18 protein-coding genes are annotated in these 14,555 nt (G+C 76.1%); 7 read left to right on the top strand and 11 right to left on the bottom strand.

Annotated features, from left to right (window positions below; all coding sequences use genetic code 11):
• The first annotated feature begins 2 nt into the window (after positions 1-2).
• Complete coding sequence (locus H6H00_RS13805) at positions 3-752, top strand: FkbM family methyltransferase (protein WP_255425741.1); 750 nt, start codon at positions 3-5, stop codon at positions 750-752.
• Here H6H00_RS13805 and H6H00_RS13800 read toward each other — a convergent pair.
• Genes H6H00_RS13800 through H6H00_RS13775 form a run of 6 tightly spaced genes read right to left on the bottom strand, consistent with a single transcriptional unit; the run spans position 736 to position 5,371 of the window.
• Positions 736-1,299, bottom strand: coding sequence for a histidine phosphatase family protein (locus H6H00_RS13800; RefSeq protein WP_185721652.1), 564 nt, complete (start codon positions 1,297-1,299; stop codon positions 736-738). The two genes, H6H00_RS13805 and H6H00_RS13800, sit on opposite strands and share 17 nt — an antisense overlap.
• Entirely contained in the window at positions 1,293-2,147 is an 855-nt protein-coding gene (locus H6H00_RS13795; protein WP_221775872.1) for a lysylphosphatidylglycerol synthase domain-containing protein, read from the bottom strand. Before H6H00_RS13795 ends, H6H00_RS13800 begins: the two co-directional genes overlap by 7 nt.
• Positions 2,144-2,977 carry a class I SAM-dependent methyltransferase gene (locus H6H00_RS13790; protein WP_255425740.1) on the bottom strand — a complete coding sequence of 278 codons (834 nt, stop codon included), beginning with the start codon at positions 2,975-2,977 and terminating at the stop codon, positions 2,144-2,146. Before H6H00_RS13790 ends, H6H00_RS13795 begins: the two co-directional genes overlap by 4 nt.
• Entirely contained in the window at positions 2,929-3,972 is a 1,044-nt protein-coding gene (locus tag H6H00_RS13785; protein ID WP_255425739.1) for a glycosyltransferase family 4 protein, read from the bottom strand. The genes H6H00_RS13790 and H6H00_RS13785 overlap by 49 nt, the downstream gene beginning before the upstream one ends.
• Positions 3,969-4,367, bottom strand: coding sequence for a 6-pyruvoyl trahydropterin synthase family protein (locus H6H00_RS13780; RefSeq protein WP_185721651.1), 399 nt, complete (start codon positions 4,365-4,367; stop codon positions 3,969-3,971). The genes H6H00_RS13785 and H6H00_RS13780 overlap by 4 nt, the downstream gene beginning before the upstream one ends.
• A gap of 29 nt (positions 4,368-4,396) precedes the next feature.
• Positions 4,397-5,371, bottom strand: a complete 975-nt coding sequence (locus H6H00_RS13775; RefSeq protein ID WP_185721650.1) for a zinc-dependent alcohol dehydrogenase — start codon at positions 5,369-5,371, stop codon at positions 4,397-4,399.
• A 120-nt stretch (positions 5,372-5,491) separates the two neighbouring features.
• Here H6H00_RS13775 and H6H00_RS31860 point away from each other — a divergent pair, with 120 nt between their 5' ends.
• From H6H00_RS31860 to H6H00_RS13765, 3 genes are read left to right on the top strand one after another with little or no spacing between them, the layout of a single operon-like run.
• Positions 5,492-6,103, top strand: a complete 612-nt coding sequence (locus H6H00_RS31860; protein ID WP_221775871.1) for a CDP-alcohol phosphatidyltransferase family protein — start codon at positions 5,492-5,494, stop codon at positions 6,101-6,103.
• Positions 6,100-7,584, top strand: coding sequence for a sulfatase-like hydrolase/transferase (locus H6H00_RS13770; protein WP_255425738.1), 1,485 nt, complete (start codon positions 6,100-6,102; stop codon positions 7,582-7,584). Before H6H00_RS31860 ends, H6H00_RS13770 begins: the two co-directional genes overlap by 4 nt.
• A 12-nt stretch (positions 7,585-7,596) precedes the next feature.
• Positions 7,597-8,643, top strand: coding sequence for a winged helix DNA-binding domain-containing protein (locus H6H00_RS13765; protein WP_255425737.1), 1,047 nt, complete (start codon positions 7,597-7,599; stop codon positions 8,641-8,643).
• On the opposite strand, the gene H6H00_RS13760 is transcribed toward H6H00_RS13765, so the two are convergent.
• From H6H00_RS13760 to H6H00_RS13750, 3 genes are all read right to left on the bottom strand, one after another.
• Positions 8,618-9,214 (bottom strand): HAD-IA family hydrolase, encoded by a 597-nt coding sequence (locus H6H00_RS13760; protein ID WP_185721649.1) that lies wholly within the window; start codon positions 9,212-9,214, stop codon positions 8,618-8,620. The two genes, H6H00_RS13765 and H6H00_RS13760, sit on opposite strands and share 26 nt — an antisense overlap.
• Positions 9,211-10,650 carry a DHA2 family efflux MFS transporter permease subunit gene (locus H6H00_RS13755; RefSeq protein WP_185721648.1) on the bottom strand — a complete coding sequence of 480 codons (1,440 nt, stop codon included), beginning with the start codon at positions 10,648-10,650 and terminating at the stop codon, positions 9,211-9,213. The genes H6H00_RS13760 and H6H00_RS13755 overlap by 4 nt, the downstream gene beginning before the upstream one ends.
• 92 nt (positions 10,651-10,742) lie before the next feature.
• Positions 10,743-11,240, bottom strand: coding sequence for an Lrp/AsnC family transcriptional regulator (locus tag H6H00_RS13750; protein WP_185721647.1), 498 nt, complete (start codon positions 11,238-11,240; stop codon positions 10,743-10,745).
• A gap of 108 nt (positions 11,241-11,348) precedes the next feature.
• On the opposite strand from H6H00_RS13750, the gene hppD reads away from it, so the two are divergent.
• Positions 11,349-12,542: a 4-hydroxyphenylpyruvate dioxygenase gene (hppD, locus tag H6H00_RS13745; RefSeq protein ID WP_185721646.1), complete on the top strand. Its 1,194-nt coding sequence runs from the start codon at positions 11,349-11,351 to the stop codon at positions 12,540-12,542.
• 9 nt (positions 12,543-12,551) lie between these two features.
• On the opposite strand, the gene H6H00_RS13740 is transcribed toward hppD, so the two are convergent.
• Positions 12,552-13,181, bottom strand: coding sequence for a TetR/AcrR family transcriptional regulator (locus tag H6H00_RS13740; protein WP_185721645.1), 630 nt, complete (start codon positions 13,179-13,181; stop codon positions 12,552-12,554).
• A 50-nt stretch (positions 13,182-13,231) separates the two neighbouring features.
• Between H6H00_RS13740 and H6H00_RS13735 the strand changes: the two genes are divergently transcribed.
• Both H6H00_RS13735 and H6H00_RS13730 read left to right on the top strand, forming a co-directional pair.
• Positions 13,232-13,738 (top strand): VOC family protein, encoded by a 507-nt coding sequence (locus tag H6H00_RS13735; RefSeq protein ID WP_185721644.1) that lies wholly within the window; start codon positions 13,232-13,234, stop codon positions 13,736-13,738.
• Between the two features lie 9 nt (positions 13,739-13,747).
• Positions 13,748-14,023, top strand: a complete 276-nt coding sequence (locus tag H6H00_RS13730) for a hypothetical protein (protein ID WP_185721643.1) — start codon at positions 13,748-13,750, stop codon at positions 14,021-14,023.
• Between the two features lie 161 nt (positions 14,024-14,184).
• On the opposite strand, the gene H6H00_RS13725 is transcribed toward H6H00_RS13730, so the two are convergent.
• The gene (locus tag H6H00_RS13725; protein ID WP_185721642.1) at positions 14,185-14,388 is read right to left on the bottom strand and encodes a cold-shock protein; all 204 of its coding nucleotides are present in this window, start codon (positions 14,386-14,388) and stop codon (positions 14,185-14,187) included.
• Positions 14,389-14,555: the final 167 nt, after the last annotated feature.

The raw sequence follows: 14,555 nt of genomic DNA, 5'->3' as shown, positions 1-14,555 counted from the left end.
GGGTGCGGGGCGTCGTCCGCTCGCTCGCGATGTACCACGGCATCCCCGGGCGGCACCGCCGGATCGTCGCGTTCTACGGGCGGTTCCTGGGGCCCGGCGACATCGCGTTCGACGTCGGCGCACACGTCGGGAGCCGCGTCCGCGCGTGGCGGAAGCTGGGGGTGCGGGTCGTCGCGCTGGAGCCGCAGCCCGACTGCCTCACGGTGCTGCGCCTGCTCTTCGGCCGCGACGACGGGGTCGTGATCGCCCCGGTCGCCGTCGGCGCGCAGGTGGGCACCGCACGGCTGGGCCTGTCCAGCGCCACGCCGACGGTGTCGTCGATGTCGCCGGAGTGGATCGGAACGGTCGGCGCCGACCGCGGGTTCGCCCGCGTGCGCTGGGACCGCTCCGTCGAGGTCCCGGTGACGACGCTGGACGCCCTGATCGCCGAGCACGGCGAGCCAGCGTTCGTGAAGATCGACGTCGAGGGGTTCGAGCTGGACGTGCTGCGCGGGCTGGGCCGGCCGGTGCGCGCGCTGTCGTTCGAGTACCTGCCGCCCGCGCACGACGCCGCGCTGGCCGCGCTCGACCTCGTCGACGCGCTGGGCCGACGGCACGGGGGCGCGTACACCTACAACTACTCCCCCGTCGAGACGATGACCCTCGCCTCCGACGAGTGGCTCGACGCCGACGGCCTGCGCGCGCTGCTGGACCGGTTCCGCCCGCTCGGCCGCTCCGGCGACGTCTACGCGCGGCTCAGCCCGGATCACTGAAGGTCAGCAGGCGCGGGAGCTCGCCGCGGGTGTCGATCCGGCACACGCCGGCGTCGGCGAGGTACAGCCGCCACGCCGCGGTGTCGTCGACGCCCAGCGCCCACGCCACCGCCGCCTTGATCGGCGAGACGTGGCTGACGACCACGACGTCGCCCCGGGCGGCGTCGGCCGCCAGCTCCCGGCACGCCTCCCGCACCCGGATCCCGACGGCGGTGAGCGACTCCCCGCCCGCGGGCACGAAGTCCGGGTCGGTCGTCCAGCGCCGCCAGGTCGCCGCGTCGACGTCGGAGGGTGCGGCGCCGTCGAGGCGGCCGTAGTCCATCTCGGTCCAGCGCTCGTCCACCTCGACGGCCGACGGGGCGAACGCGGCGGCGGTCGCGCGGGCCCGGCCCAGCGGGCTCGACACCACCCGGACCGGCCGCGGCAGTGCCGCCGCCAGCGCGCGGGCCTGCCGGCAGCCGAGGTCGGTCAGCGGCGGGTCGGCGCGCCCGCACAGCAGGCCGCGCGCGTTGGCGGTGGTCTGCCCGTGGCGGACGAGGATCAGCACGGGACCGGTTCGGCCCGGGCGGCGGGCCGCAGCAGGACCGCGAGCCCGGGCAGGCAGGCGATGGTGGCGAGCACCCCGTAGACGACGGCGGTGGTGAGGCCCTGCGCGGCGCCGAGCCCGGCCGCGGCGAACGCGACGCTGCCGGCCGCCTCGCGCGGCCCGAACCCCCCGACACCCAGCGGCAGCACCATCGCCAGCAGGGCCACCACCAGCAGCGGCAGCAGCTCGCCCACCGGCGCGGTCACGCCCGCGGTCCGCGCGGCGACGACGAACAGCACCAGGTACCCGGCCGTGGCCGCGAGCGACAGCGCGACGACCGCGAGGGCGGTGCGACGGGTGAGCCGCCGGGCGTCGGCGAGGAAGGGGGCCAGCAGCGACCGGACCCTCGGGATCCGGGACGCCACCAGCAGGAGTACGGCCCCGACGCCGAGCCCGGGCAGCAGCCCCCCGAGCAGCGCGGGGTGCCCGAGCAGCACCAGCAGCCCGGCGACCACGACGACCGCCTGTCCCGCCGTCCGCTCCAGCACGACGGCGCGCAGCCCGCGGGCGTCGGTGCGGCCGTGGGCGACGGCGCGGTGCACGTCGCCGAGCACGCCGGCGGGCAGGACGGAGTTGAGGGCGACGGCGCGGTAGGTGTCGGCGACGGCGGTGCCGAACGGCAGCCGCAGCCCCAGGCCGCGGGCGACCAGGCACCAGCGGGCGCCCGCGCAGAGCGCCCCGAGCAGCCCGACGGCCAGTGCGGCGAGCACGGCGGGGGCGTCGATCGCGGCCAGCCCGGTGAGCACCGCGTCGGTGCCGGCCCACACCAGCACCGCGACCAGCACCACGGCCCCCAGCAGCACCTTCACGACGGGACCGCCAGCACGTCGACGTGCCCGACGGTCACCCGCAGGACCCCGGCCGCCCGCGCGACCAGCCGGCGCCGCAGGTAGCGGCCCGCCTCCCGGCCGAGGTCGGGCCGCTGCTCGACCGCGGCGGCGATCCAGCCGCGCAGCCACTCCTCGGCCAGCTCGGCCCGGTCCGCCCCGAGCCGCCACGGGCTGGGTCGGGTCTGCACGGTCATGCCGTGCCGGGCGAACGCCGCCGCGGCGACGGGCCCGGCGTCCGGCCCGAGCAGCGTGCGCCCGTCGACGGTCCGGCGCTGGTGGGCGTCGAACGCGGCGGCGACGACGGCGTCGAGCGGGTCCGGCGGGACGATCCCGACCTCCCCCGTCACCGACAGGGCCAGCAGCGCCGCGCACCCGGCACCCGCGCACGCGGCGGCCAGCGCGTCGACCTCGTCGGCGGTGAGCAGGTCGAGCAGCGCCGAGGCGGTGACCAGCGACGTCCCGGCGAGGTCGGCGGCGCGCAGGGTCGTGAGGTCGCCCGCGGCGCCCTCCGCCGACGGGGTGTCGGCGACGGCCCTGGCCAGCAGCGCGGGGTCGCGGTCGTGCAGGACCCAGCGCGGCGACCCGGGCAGCAGCGGCGCGAGCCAGCGGGCCATCGAGCCGGTGCCGCACCCCAGGTCGCGGACGACGGTCGGCGCGAGCGCCGCGGCGCGGCCGGCCAGCTCCGCCGACCGGGCGTCGGCGTCGGCGGGCTCGCGCAGGGCGAGCCAGTCCGGGGTGCAGACCGGCGAGCCCGCGTCGCTCAGGCGGGCGTCCCACTCCGCGCGCGGTCCAGGATCGTGATCAGGCATCGGGACGTCACCTCCCACCCGGTCAGCTCGGCGCGGCGGGCCTGCGCACCCGCGCGCAGCTCCGCGCGCAGGTCGGACCGGCCGAACCAGCGGATCAGGCCCATCGACAGGGCCATGGCGTCGGCGGCGGGGACGAGCAGGCCGGTGCCGCCGAGCGCGGACCGGACCCCGCCGACGTCGGTGGCGAGCACCGGGATGCCGCGGGCCAGCGCCTCGGTCACGACCATCCCGTAGGCCTCGACGCGCGAGGGCAGCACGAGCAGGTCGGCCCCGGAGAACGCGGCGGCGAGCGGGGCCCCGACCAGGGCCCCCGGCATCCGGACCCGGCCGTCGAGCCCGTACCGGGAGATCGCCGCGCGGACGTCGGCGACGTGCGCGGGGGCCCGGTCGAGCGGGCCGACGAGGTCGCAGCTCCACGGCCGGTCGGCCACGTCGGCGAGCGCCTCGACCAGCAGGTCCTGGCCCTTCGTCGGCGTCACGGAGCCGACGCACAGCAGCCGGCCGACGCCGTCGGTGCCGGCCGCGGCCGGGGCCGGGTCGACGCCGGGGGTGACGACCTCGACGGACCCGAGGTCGTGCACCTCGCGCAGCCGCCGCGCCGTCCACGGGCTGGTGGCGACGACGGCGGCCGCGGCGTGCAGCGCCTCGCGCTCGCGGTGGGCGAGATCGGCGGCGCCCACCTCGTCCCCCAGCGGCAGGTGCACGAGCACCGTGATCTCGAGGCGGCGCGACTGCGGAACGACGACGTCCGGCACGCTGCACGCGACGAGGCCGTCCATCAGCACCGTCGACCCGGTGGGCAGGGCGGCGAGCGCGCGCTGCAGCGCGCCGCGCTCGGGGACCGACGGCCGCGGCCACCGCCCGGCGACGGCGATCTGCTCCACCGCGACCCCGGCCGCCCGCATCCCGGCGATCACGCGGCGGTCGTAGGTGTTGCCGCCGCTGGGGCGACCGGCGTCGTCGACGTCGCCGGGGACGACGACGTGGACCCTCACAGGGACCGCTCGTAGCTCGCCCAGGCCACGTGCGACTCGTGCAGCGCGACGGTGATCCCGGCCAGCCCGCGGGCGCCCTCGCCGAGCGCGCCGGCGTGGACGCGGTCGGCCAGCCGGTCGGCGACGACCTTCGCCAGGAACTCCGTGGACGTGTTGATCCCGGCGAAGGCGGGCTCGTCGTCGAGGTTGCGGTAGTCGAGGTCGGCGAGGACGGCCTTGAGCTCGGTGGTGGCCAGCCCGATGTCGACGACGATGTTGTCGGCGTCGAGGTCGGGCCGGCGGAACGTGGCGTCGACGACGAACGTGGCGCCGTGCAGGCGCTGCGCGGGTCCGAAGACCGCGCCGCGGAAGCTGTGCGCGACCATCACGTGGTCGCGGACGGTGATGCTGAACAACGGTTGCCCCTTCCGTGCGGCCGAAGGACTCAGCCGTAGAGGACACGGACGCACGGCGCGAACGGTTCACCGGCGGCGAGGCGGGTCAGCAGCCGCGGGAGCTCCTCGAAGGGCACGGCGTCGGCGACGAGCGCGTCGTAGCGCGGGTCGGCGAGCAGGCGCAGCGCCAGCGCGAGGCGGTCGGCGTAGCCGCGGCGGCCGCGCCGGGCGGGCGCGACCATCCCGACCTGGCTGCTGCGGATGCTCAGCCGGCGGGAGTGGAAGCCCGCGCCCAGCGGGACGGTGACGGCGCGGTCGCCGTACCAGCTCAGCTCCAGCACCTCCCCCTCGACGGCGAGCAGCTCCAGGCTCCGCGCGAGCCCCGCGTCGGTGGCGCTCGCGTGCACCACGAGGTCGCACTCCCCCGCGGCGGCGGCCGGGGCGGCGAAGCCGACGCCCAGCGCGTCGGCGATCGCGGCGCGGGCGGGGTCGACGTCGACCAGCTCGACGCGCACGCCCGGGAACCCGGCGAGCACCGCGGCCACGCAGCAGCCGACCATCCCGGCCCCGACGACGGCGATCCGGTCGCCGACCAGCGGCGCGGCGTCCCACAGCGCGTTCACGGCGGTCTCGACGGTGCCGGCCAGCACCGCACGGGCCGGCGGGACGTCGTCGGGGACGACGGTGACGGCACCGGCCGGGACCACCCAGCGGGTCTGGTGCGGGTACAGGCCGAACACGGTGCGCCCGAGCAGGTGGGGCGGGCCCAGCTCGACGACGCCGACGTTGAGGTAGCCGTACTTCACCGGCCCGGGGAACTCCCCGTCCTGGAACGGTGCGCGCATCACCGCGTGCTGGCTGTGCGGCACGCCGCCGCGGAACACCAGCGTCTCGGTGCCGCGGCTGACGCCGGAGGTCAGCGTGCGGACGAGCACGTCGTCCGGTCCGGGGGGCGTCAGCTCGACGTCGCGGATCTCCCCGTGGCCCGGCGCGGCGACCCAGAAGGCCCGAGCACTGCGGTCCACCCGATCTCCTCTGAACTCCGGCGGCCCCGGATGCGTGTCCCTGGTGTGCACACCCGAGCCGCGACGACCGTATCCCGGCAGCGACCCACCCAGCAGGCGTGCGGAGCCGCCGCCCAGGTCGTGCTGCTCGCGCTGCTGACGGCGCTCACCGGCCTCGGCCCGGTCGGGTGGGCCGCCGGGCTGCTCTTCGCCGCTGGCCTGTGGACCCTGCTCGACACCGCGGCCCGCCGGGCCGGCACCGACGCGCTCGGGCCGGCCGACCTGGTGACGCTCGCGCGGGCCGCACTGGTCGGAGGGGTGCTGGCCCTGGTGGTCGACGGGGCGGGACCGGTGCCGATCGTCGCCGTCGCGTCGGTCGCCCTGGCCCTGGACGCCGTCGACGGGCGGGTGGCCCGGCGCACCGGGACGGCCTCGGCGCTGGGGGCCCGGTTCGACATGGAGGTCGACGCGGTCCTGCTGCTCGTGCTCAGCGCGCACGTCGCCGTCCTGCTCGGCCCGTGGGTGCTCGCGATCGGGCTGATGCGCTACGCGTACGCGGCGGCGGGCCGGCTGCTGCCGTGGCTGCGCGGGGCCCTGCCGGTGCGGTACTCGGCGAAGGCCGTGGCCGCGGTGCAGGGGATCGTGCTGGTGGCGGCGGTCGCCGGGGCGCCGGGCTGGGTGGTCGCGGCGGCGCTGGTGCTGCTCGTGTGGTCGTTCGGGCAGAGCGTGGTGTTCCTGTGGCGCGCCCGGTGAGGACCGCGCTCGCCGCGGTCGTGGTGCTGGCCGCGATGGTCGTGCCGCGCGACGCCCTCGGGATCCTGCGGCTGCCCGTCGAGGGGCTGGCGCTGCTCGCCGTGGCGCTGCTGCTCCCGGCCAGGGCGGTGCGGCCCGCGGCGACCGTCGCCGGGACCGTGCTGGGGGTCGTCGCCGTGCTGGCCGTCCTCGACGCCGGGTTCCGCGCCGTGCTGGCCCGCCCGTTCGACCCGCTGCTCGACGCCACCTCGGTCGCGGCGGGCGTCGAGTTCGTGGCGGGGTCGGCGGGGGTGCCCGCGGCGGTCGGGGTCGCGACGGCGGCGGCCGTCGCCGCGCTGGCGCTGGTCGTCGGCGTCGCGCTGGCCGTGCGGCACCTGGCCCGGCTCGCCGTGGCGCACCGGCGCACCGCCGCCCGCGCGGTCGCCGTGCTGACGCCGGTCTGGGTGGTCGCCGCGCTGCTCGGCGCCCCGGTCGCCTCCGCGGGCGCCGCGGTGCTCGTCCGCGACCACGCGGTCCAGGTCCGCGACGGCCTCGCCGACGCCGAGGTCTTCGCCGCGCAGCTGGCCGCCGACCCCTACCGCGGCGCCGACGGGCTGCTCGCGGCGCTGGCGGGCAAGGACGTCGTCGTCGCGTTCGTGGAGAGCTACGGCCGCGACGCCGTGGACCTCGTCGGCCCGCACCTCGACGCCGGCACCCGCGACCTCGCCGCCGCCGGGTTCGCCACCCGCAGCGGCTTCCTCACCTCACCGGTGGTGGGCGGCAACAGCTGGCTCGCCCACGCCACGTTCCTCTCCGGCCTGCGCGTCGACGACCAGCGGCGCCACGCCGCGCTCGTCGGCAGCGACCGGATGACGCTGAGCAGCGCGTTCGGCGACGCCGGCTGGCGGACGGTCGGGGTCATGCCAGGCACGACCCGGGAGTGGCCCGAGGCCGGCTTCTACGGCTACGACACCGTCCACGACTTCGCCGCACTGGGCTACCGCGGGCCGGACCACGGCTGGGCCACGGTGCCCGACCAGTACACCCTCGCCGCGTTCCAGCGCGCCGAGCTCGACGCGGCGCACGCCCCGCTGATGGCCGAGATCGCGCTGGTCAGCAGCCACGCGCCGTGGGCGTACGTGCCGCCGGTGCTGGACTGGGCGGCCGTCGGGGACGGGTCGGTCTACCGGGGCGTGCCGCCCGGGCCCGCGGAGTACGCCGGGGCGATCGCCTACTCCCTCGACAGCATCGTGTCCTGGGTGCGGACCCACGGCGACGACGACCTCGTGCTCCTCGTGCTCGGTGACCACCAGCCGTCCGCGGCCGTCACCGGCGGTGGCGCGACGGCGGACGTCCCGATCTCGGTGGTGACCCGCGACGCCGCGGTGCTCGACCGCGTCGCCTCCTGGGACTGGACGCCGGGCCTGCGACCCGCCCCGGACGCCCCGGTCTGGCCGATGGAGGGTTTCCGGGACCGCTTCCTGGCGGCGTTCTCCGGGTAGCAGGATGGGGCCGTGGCGGAGCGGGAGCTGTCGTGGGCGCGACTCAACCGCGCGCTGCTGGCCCGCCAGCTGCTGCTGGAGCGCGCCGACCTGGATCCCGTCGCGGCCGTCGAGCGGGTGGGCGGGCTGCAGACGCAGTACAGCCCGTCGGCCTACATCGGCCTGTGGTCGCGACTGGCCGGGTTCCGCCGCGCCGACCTCACCGACGCCCTGACCCGCGGCCGGATCGTCCAGGGCTGGGTGATGCGCTGCACGATCCACATGGTGTCCGCGGCCGACCACCCGCCGCTGACCGAGGCCGTGCGCGCGCACCGCCGGGTGTGGTGGACCCGGGACCCCCGCAGCGCCGGCATCGACATGCCGGCCGCGGCCGAGGTCGTCCGCGACCTGCTGGCCGCCGGGCCGCTGACGCAGGCCGCGATCGTCGACGGGCTGCTCGCGGCCGGGTTCGGCAAGGACGCGTTCACCGGGGTGCAGCTGTGGCTCGACCTGGTGCGCGTGCCGCCCGCGGGCACCTGGGAACGCCCGCGCGCCCACGTCTACGGGCTCGCGCGGACCCCCCGCGCCCCCGTCGACCTCGCCGCGGCCGAGGAGCTGCTCGCCCGCCGCTACCTGCGCGGCTACGGCCCCGCCACCCCCGGCGACCTCGGCCGCTACGCCGGCTGGACGATCACGCACACGAGGACGGTGCTCGACCGCCTCGCGCTGCGCACCTTCCGCGACCCCGACGGCGCCCTGCTGTACGACCTGCCGCGCGCCGCGCTGCCGGAGGCCGACGCCCCGGCCCCCGTGCGGTTCCTCGGCACCTTCGACGGCGCGCTGCTGCTCGGCCACGCCACCCGCGCGCGGCTCGTCCCGGCCGAGCACCGGCACGAGGTGTTCCACGTCCGCAAGCCGCAGTCGGCACCGACGTTCCTCGTCGACGGGCGGGTGGCGGGCACCTGGCGCTACGCCGACGGGCGCGTGCGGACCGCGCCGTTCGAGGCCCTGCCGCCCGCCGTCCGGGACGACGTCGAGGCGGAGGCCGACCGGCTCACCGCGTTCCACCGCGACGGCTGAGGTCGCGCCGGGCCGTGGCGACGTCGACGAAGACGTGGGCGGCCCAGCCGTGGGCCCGGGCCGCCTCGACGTTGGCCGGCTTGTCGTCGAGGAACACGATCCCCCCGGTGGGCCCGAGCCGGGCCTCGACCGCGGCGAAGACGGCCGGGTCGGGCTTGGCCAGCCCGACCTCGGCGGAGAACACGATCACCTCGAACGGGTCGGTCCAGGACGCGGCGCGGGCCGCGGCGGCGAGCGGCGCGGGCGCGTTGGACAGGATCGCGAGCCGGTCGCCCGCGGCGGCCAGCTCGGCCACCAGCTCCGCCTCGCCGGGCGGCAGGGCCGTCCAGCGCTCGGCGTCGCGGCGCTCCAGCTCGGCGAGCAGGGCCGGTTCCGGGTCGCGGCCCCACGCGCGCACGACCCCGGACCAGTACTCCCCGGCCGGCCCGCCGAGGTCGTAGCCGGCGCGGCCGGTGCCGAACCCGGCGCGGAAGGTCTCCGCGTCGAGCCCCAGCCCCGCCCCCACCGACTCGTGCAGCGGGCCGGTGGGGATCAGCACGTCGCCGACGTCGAGGACGACCGTGCGGGTCATGCGGCGGCGTCGACCGTCTCGGGCGCGGCCGTCCGCTTCGGCGCCACCAGCAGCGACACGGCGATCGCGCCGAGCGAGATCACCGCGGCCGTCCCGAACGCGACGCGCACGCCTGCCGCGTCGATCGCCCCGTCCGACACCGACGCGATCGTCATCACCGTGACGAACAGCGCGGTGCCCGCGGCGCCCGCCACCTGCTGCAGCGTGGTGATGATCGCGCTGCCGTGCGAGTACAGCGACGCGGGCAGCGAGCTCAGTGCGTCGGTCATCAGCGGCGTGAGCATCACGGCGATGCCCGCGCTCAGCACGACGTGCGCGGCGACGACGGTCCACAGCGGGCCGCCGACCAGCAGCGTGAGCATCCACAGCGCCCCGCTGAGCACCACGGCCCCGGGGATCACCAGCGGGCGGGCGCCGACGCGGTCGAACGCGCGGCCGACCACCGGGCCGAGCAGACCCATCACCAGGCCGCCGGGCAGCACCACCAGCCCCGTGGTGAACGGGTCGGTGCCGAGCACCTCCTGCAGGTAGAGCGGCAGCAGGATCAGCGCGCCGAACAGCGCCATCATGCTCAGCGCCACGAGCAGCACCGACACGACGAACGAGCGGTGCGCGAACGGCCGCAGGTCGAGCAGGGCGCGGTCGTCGCGCTGCAGCCGCAGCTGGCGCCGGACGAACACGACCATCGCCACCGCCCCGATGACCACCGGGATCCACGGCGGCACCCGGGCCCCGCCGCGCGCGGCCTCGCCGATCGCGCTCAGGCCGTAGACCAGGCCGCTGAACGCGACCGCGGAGATCAGCACCGACAGCACGTCGAGCGGGACCGTGCGCGTCTCGGCGGGCACCCGCAGCAGCGAGGCCCCCGCGGCGAGCGCGACCAGGGCGATCGGCAGCACGATCCAGAACATCCAGCGCCAGTCGAGCGCGGAGAGGATGAGGCCCGAGATCGTGGGGCCGACCGCGGGCGCCACCGCGATGACGATCGAGATCGTGCCCATGGTGGTGCCGCGGCGCTCGAGGGGGATCAGCGTCATCACCGTGGTGAACAGCAGCGGGATCATCACCGCGGTGCCGACGGCCTGCACGACGCGGCCCACCAGCAGCAGCTCGAAGCCGGGCGACAGCGCGGCCACCAGGGTGCCCGTGCTGAAGATCGTCATCGCCGCCACGAACACCTGCCGCGGCGAGTACCGCTGCAGCAGGTACCCGGTGACCGGGATGACCACGGCCATCGTGAGCAGGAACCCGCTGGTCAGCCACTGGGCCGTGCTCGCGCTGATCCGCAGGTCGACGATCAGCACGGGCAGCGCCACGCTCATGATCGTCTCGTTGAGGATCATGACGAACGCCGAGCCGACCAGCAGGCCGATCGCCAGACCCACCCGCGTCACCGGTGCCTGCGGCTCGTCGCGAGCGACACCGTCGCCGGACATGTGCTTCCCCCGTTCCGGCGACCGGTCGGGCCGCCGTGATCCGACGGTACCCACTGCCCCCGACACCCTGCAGCCGTGATTCGGCGCACGCGCTACCCGCGGCGGTACGCGGGCGCCCGGGGTGCGCCGCGACGCGGGCCCCGCTCCAGCAGCGGCGCCGTCCGCGGGGCGACGACGGTCGAGAGCACGATCACGCTCGTGGAGCGGGAGACCGTGCCGGAGCGGTCGATCTGCAGCAGGGTCTCCTGCAGGTCCTCGTGGGAGGCCGCGGCGAGGCGGCACAGCACGTCGGAGGTGCCGGTGGTGGCGTGGGCCTCCAGCACCGCGGGCAGCGCCGAGAGCTCCGCGGTGACGTCGTCGAGCGCGCCCTGGGCGATCTCCAGCGTCACGAACGCCTGCACCGGGAACCCGGCCGCGACCACGTCGACGTCGGGGCCGTACCCGGTGACGACGCCGTCGCGCTCGAGGCGGTCGATCCGCGACTGCACGGTGCCGCGGGCCACCCCGAGCGTGCGGGACAGCTCCAGCACCCCGGCGCGGGGGGTCTCGCGCAGCGCGCGGAGCAGGTCGATGTCGAGGGCGTCCAGCATGGGCAGAATGTACAGCCCGCGGCGGCTCCGACTGGCCGTTCTGCCCATCCCGTCCACCTCGGGAGCGGCCTGTTGCGCAGCACCGGACCGGGCGCTGTCATGGTGCCCATGAGCATCGACCAGACCCCCCTGACCGGCCAGGAGCGCCTGGCCGAGCTCGACCTCGACCAGCTGCGCCAGCTCGTCGGCCTCGTGGAGCACGACGGCGACGGCGACCCGTTCCCGGTCATCGGCTGGGACGCCGTCGTGTGGGCCGTGGGCAACGCCACCCAGGCCGCGCACCTCTACCAGGCCGTGTGGGGCATGGAGCTGGTCGCCTACTCCGGCCCGGAGACCGGCAACCGCGACCACCACGCCTACGTCCTGCGCTCCGGCGCGGTGCGGTTCGTGCTGACCGGCGCCGTCGACCCGGCGTCCCCGGTCGCCGACCACCACCGCCGCCACGGCGACGGGATCGTCGACATCGCCCTCGAGGTGCCCGACGTCGACCGCTGCGTCGCGCACGCCCGCGCCCAGGGCGCCACGGTGCTGGTGGAGCCGCACGACGAGACCGACGCGCACGGCACCGTCCGCTCCGCCGCGATCGCCACCTACGGCGAGACGCGGCACACGCTCGTCGACCGCTCCCGCTACACCGGCCCGTACCTGCCCGGGTTCGTCGCCCGCGGCGGCGTGACGGCCGGGCCCCGGCTGTTCCAGGCGCTCGACCACGTCGTGGGCAACGTCGAGCTCGGGCACATGGACGAGTGGGTCGGCTTCTACAACCGGGTCATGGGCTTCACGAACATGGCCGAGTTCGTCGGCGAGGACATCGCCACCGAGTACTCCGCACTGATGAGCAAGGTCGTCGCCAGCGGCGACCACCGCGTGAAGTTCCCGCTCAACGAGCCGGCGATCGGCAGGAAGCGCAGCCAGATCGACGAGTACCTCGAGTTCTACGGCGGCCCCGGCGCGCAGCACCTCGCGCTGGCCACCACCGACATCCTCGCCACCGTCGACGCGCTGCGCGAGCGCGGCGTGGAGTTCCTGTCCACCCCGGAGTCCTACTACTCCGACCCGCAGCTGCGCGCCCGCATCGGCCACGTCCGCGTGCCGATCGAGGAGCTGGCGGCCCGCGGCATCCTCGTCGACCGCGACGAGGACGGCTACCTGCTGCAGATCTTCACCAAGCCGCTCGGTGACCGCCCGACCGTCTTCTTCGAGATCATCGAGCGGCACGGGTCGCTCGGCTTCGGCGCAGGCAACTTCCAGGCGCTGTTCGAGGCCATCGAGCGCGAGCAGGAGCGGCGCGGCAACTTCTGAGCCCGCGGCTCAGGGCCGCGTGAGCGACGTCGTCGTCCGGAGCAGCCAGGCCTCGTAGTCGGCGGGCGACCAGCCGAGCATCCGTCGGCCGAGCAGGTAGGTCTCGGCGGCGCACACGACGGCCGCGCTGTCGACGATCCGGTCGAGGTCGCACGCCGGGTCGAGCAGGCCGTCCTGCGCCATCCGGGACCAGAACACCCGCCCGGTGTGCCGGGTCTGCGCCCGGCCCTCGTCCCAGTAGGCCTCGATCAGCGGCTCGACCGCCGCGGCCTGCTGGGCCACGGCGAACACCGGTCCGGCCCGTTCCATGATCCGGCGGCCCGCTGCGGCGGCCGCGGCGAGCCGCTCGTCGGCGGTCGCCGCGGTCAGCGCGGCCCGCATCCAGTCCCGGCCCAGCACGTCGACGGGTTCGGTGTCACCCACGATCGCCACGTCGACGACGCGCTTGAGCAGGGCCGCCTTCGAGCCGAAGCGCACGTAGATCGTGCGGGCCCCCACCCCGGCGGCGTCGGCGACGGCGGTGAGCGTCGTGGCCGCGTAGCCGTCGGCGACGAACAGCCGGGCCGCGGCCCCGACCACCCGCCGTTCGGTCTCGGCGATCTGCGCGGCCCGCGGACGGGCCTTGACGGGCGGGGTCACAGGTTGCAGTCTAACTGCATCATGCAGTGGTACTGCAACGGGAGGCCGTCATGGGATCCACGGGGACCGCACCGGCGCTGGCCGGCGTCCACCACCTCAAGCTCCCGGTCCGGGACCTGGAGCGCTCGCGCGACTGGTACACGAGCCGGCTGGGCTACGAGCAGGCGCAGGAGTGGATCGAGGGAGGCACGCTCGTCGGGATCGGCCTGACCCACCCGCGGGGCGGCCCCGACCTCGCCCTGCGCCTGGACCCCGCCCGCGCCGAGGCGGCCGCCGGGTTCGACTACTTCTCCATCGGGGTGCCGGACCAGGAGTCCATCCAGGCACTGGCCGCCCGGCTCTCCGCGCTGGGCGAGACCCACGCGGGGGTGCACGTCGCGACGTTCGGCTGGATCCTGCCGCTGCTGCACGACCCCGACGGCCACGAGGTGCGCTTCTACACCGTCGAGCACCACACCGACGTCGACGCGGTCGCGACCGTCCACGATCCCCGCGAGTCGGCGGCGCGGCGCGCGCAGGCGCGATCTGAGACATCCCCGCGGGCGTCGTCCCGATAGCGTGCGCCCATGGACGACGTGCTCCCCATCCTGGAGAAGGTGCCGTTCCTCGTCGAGGCCCAGCTCTGGGAGATCGCCTCGCGGTGCCGCATCTACCGCTCCCGCGCCGACGGCGAGGACCAGACGGTCGAGCTCGAACTCAGCCGCGACACCGCGGGGCGGTGGATGGTGGTGGCGCGCGACGAGGAGCGCGACCTGACGGCCCAGGGCGTGCCCATGCCCGGCCTCAACGGCGCGATCAACATGGTGCCCTGGTACCTGCTGGACGACCCGCCGGCCGCATGAGCGCCGCCGGGCCACGTGCGACCGACCTCGCAGACCCGGGTGCACCGCGCAGGCCGCCGGCGGTCTGCGCGGTGACCTCTCGGTCTGCGCCGTCGGGGCCCCGGAACGACGGAAGCCCGCCACCCCCGAGGGGGTGACGGGCTTCCGCGAAGAGAGGTGGGTCAGACGACGCGAACGCCGGTGGCCTGCGGCCCCTTGGCGCCCTGGCCGACCTCGAACTCCACGCGCTGCCCCTCGTCGAGCGAGCGGAAGCCGCCCGCGTCGATCTCGGAGTAGTGCACGAAGACGTCAGCGCCGCCCCCGTCGACGGAGATGAAGCCGAAGCCCTTCTCCCCGTTGAACCACTTCACAGTTCCCTGCGCCATGCGATGAGCTCCTAGCAGATGGTGGTGGGGGTCGCACTGCGCGACCACCCGACCGACCGTCCCTGACGGCGACCCCCCGGACCTCTGTGGACCGGGCTGTCCCCGACAACTTGTTCCTGCGGGCGTGCATCACACGAACACCGAAACCGACGGACGAACACCACGAA

It is taken from the genome of Pseudonocardia petroleophila (genome assembly GCF_014235185.1).
Taxonomy (GTDB): Bacteria; Actinomycetota; Actinomycetes; order Mycobacteriales; family Pseudonocardiaceae; genus Pseudonocardia; species Pseudonocardia petroleophila.
The sequence above is the reverse complement of the archived record's forward strand: the minus strand, read 5'-3'. Positions and strand labels throughout refer to the sequence as shown.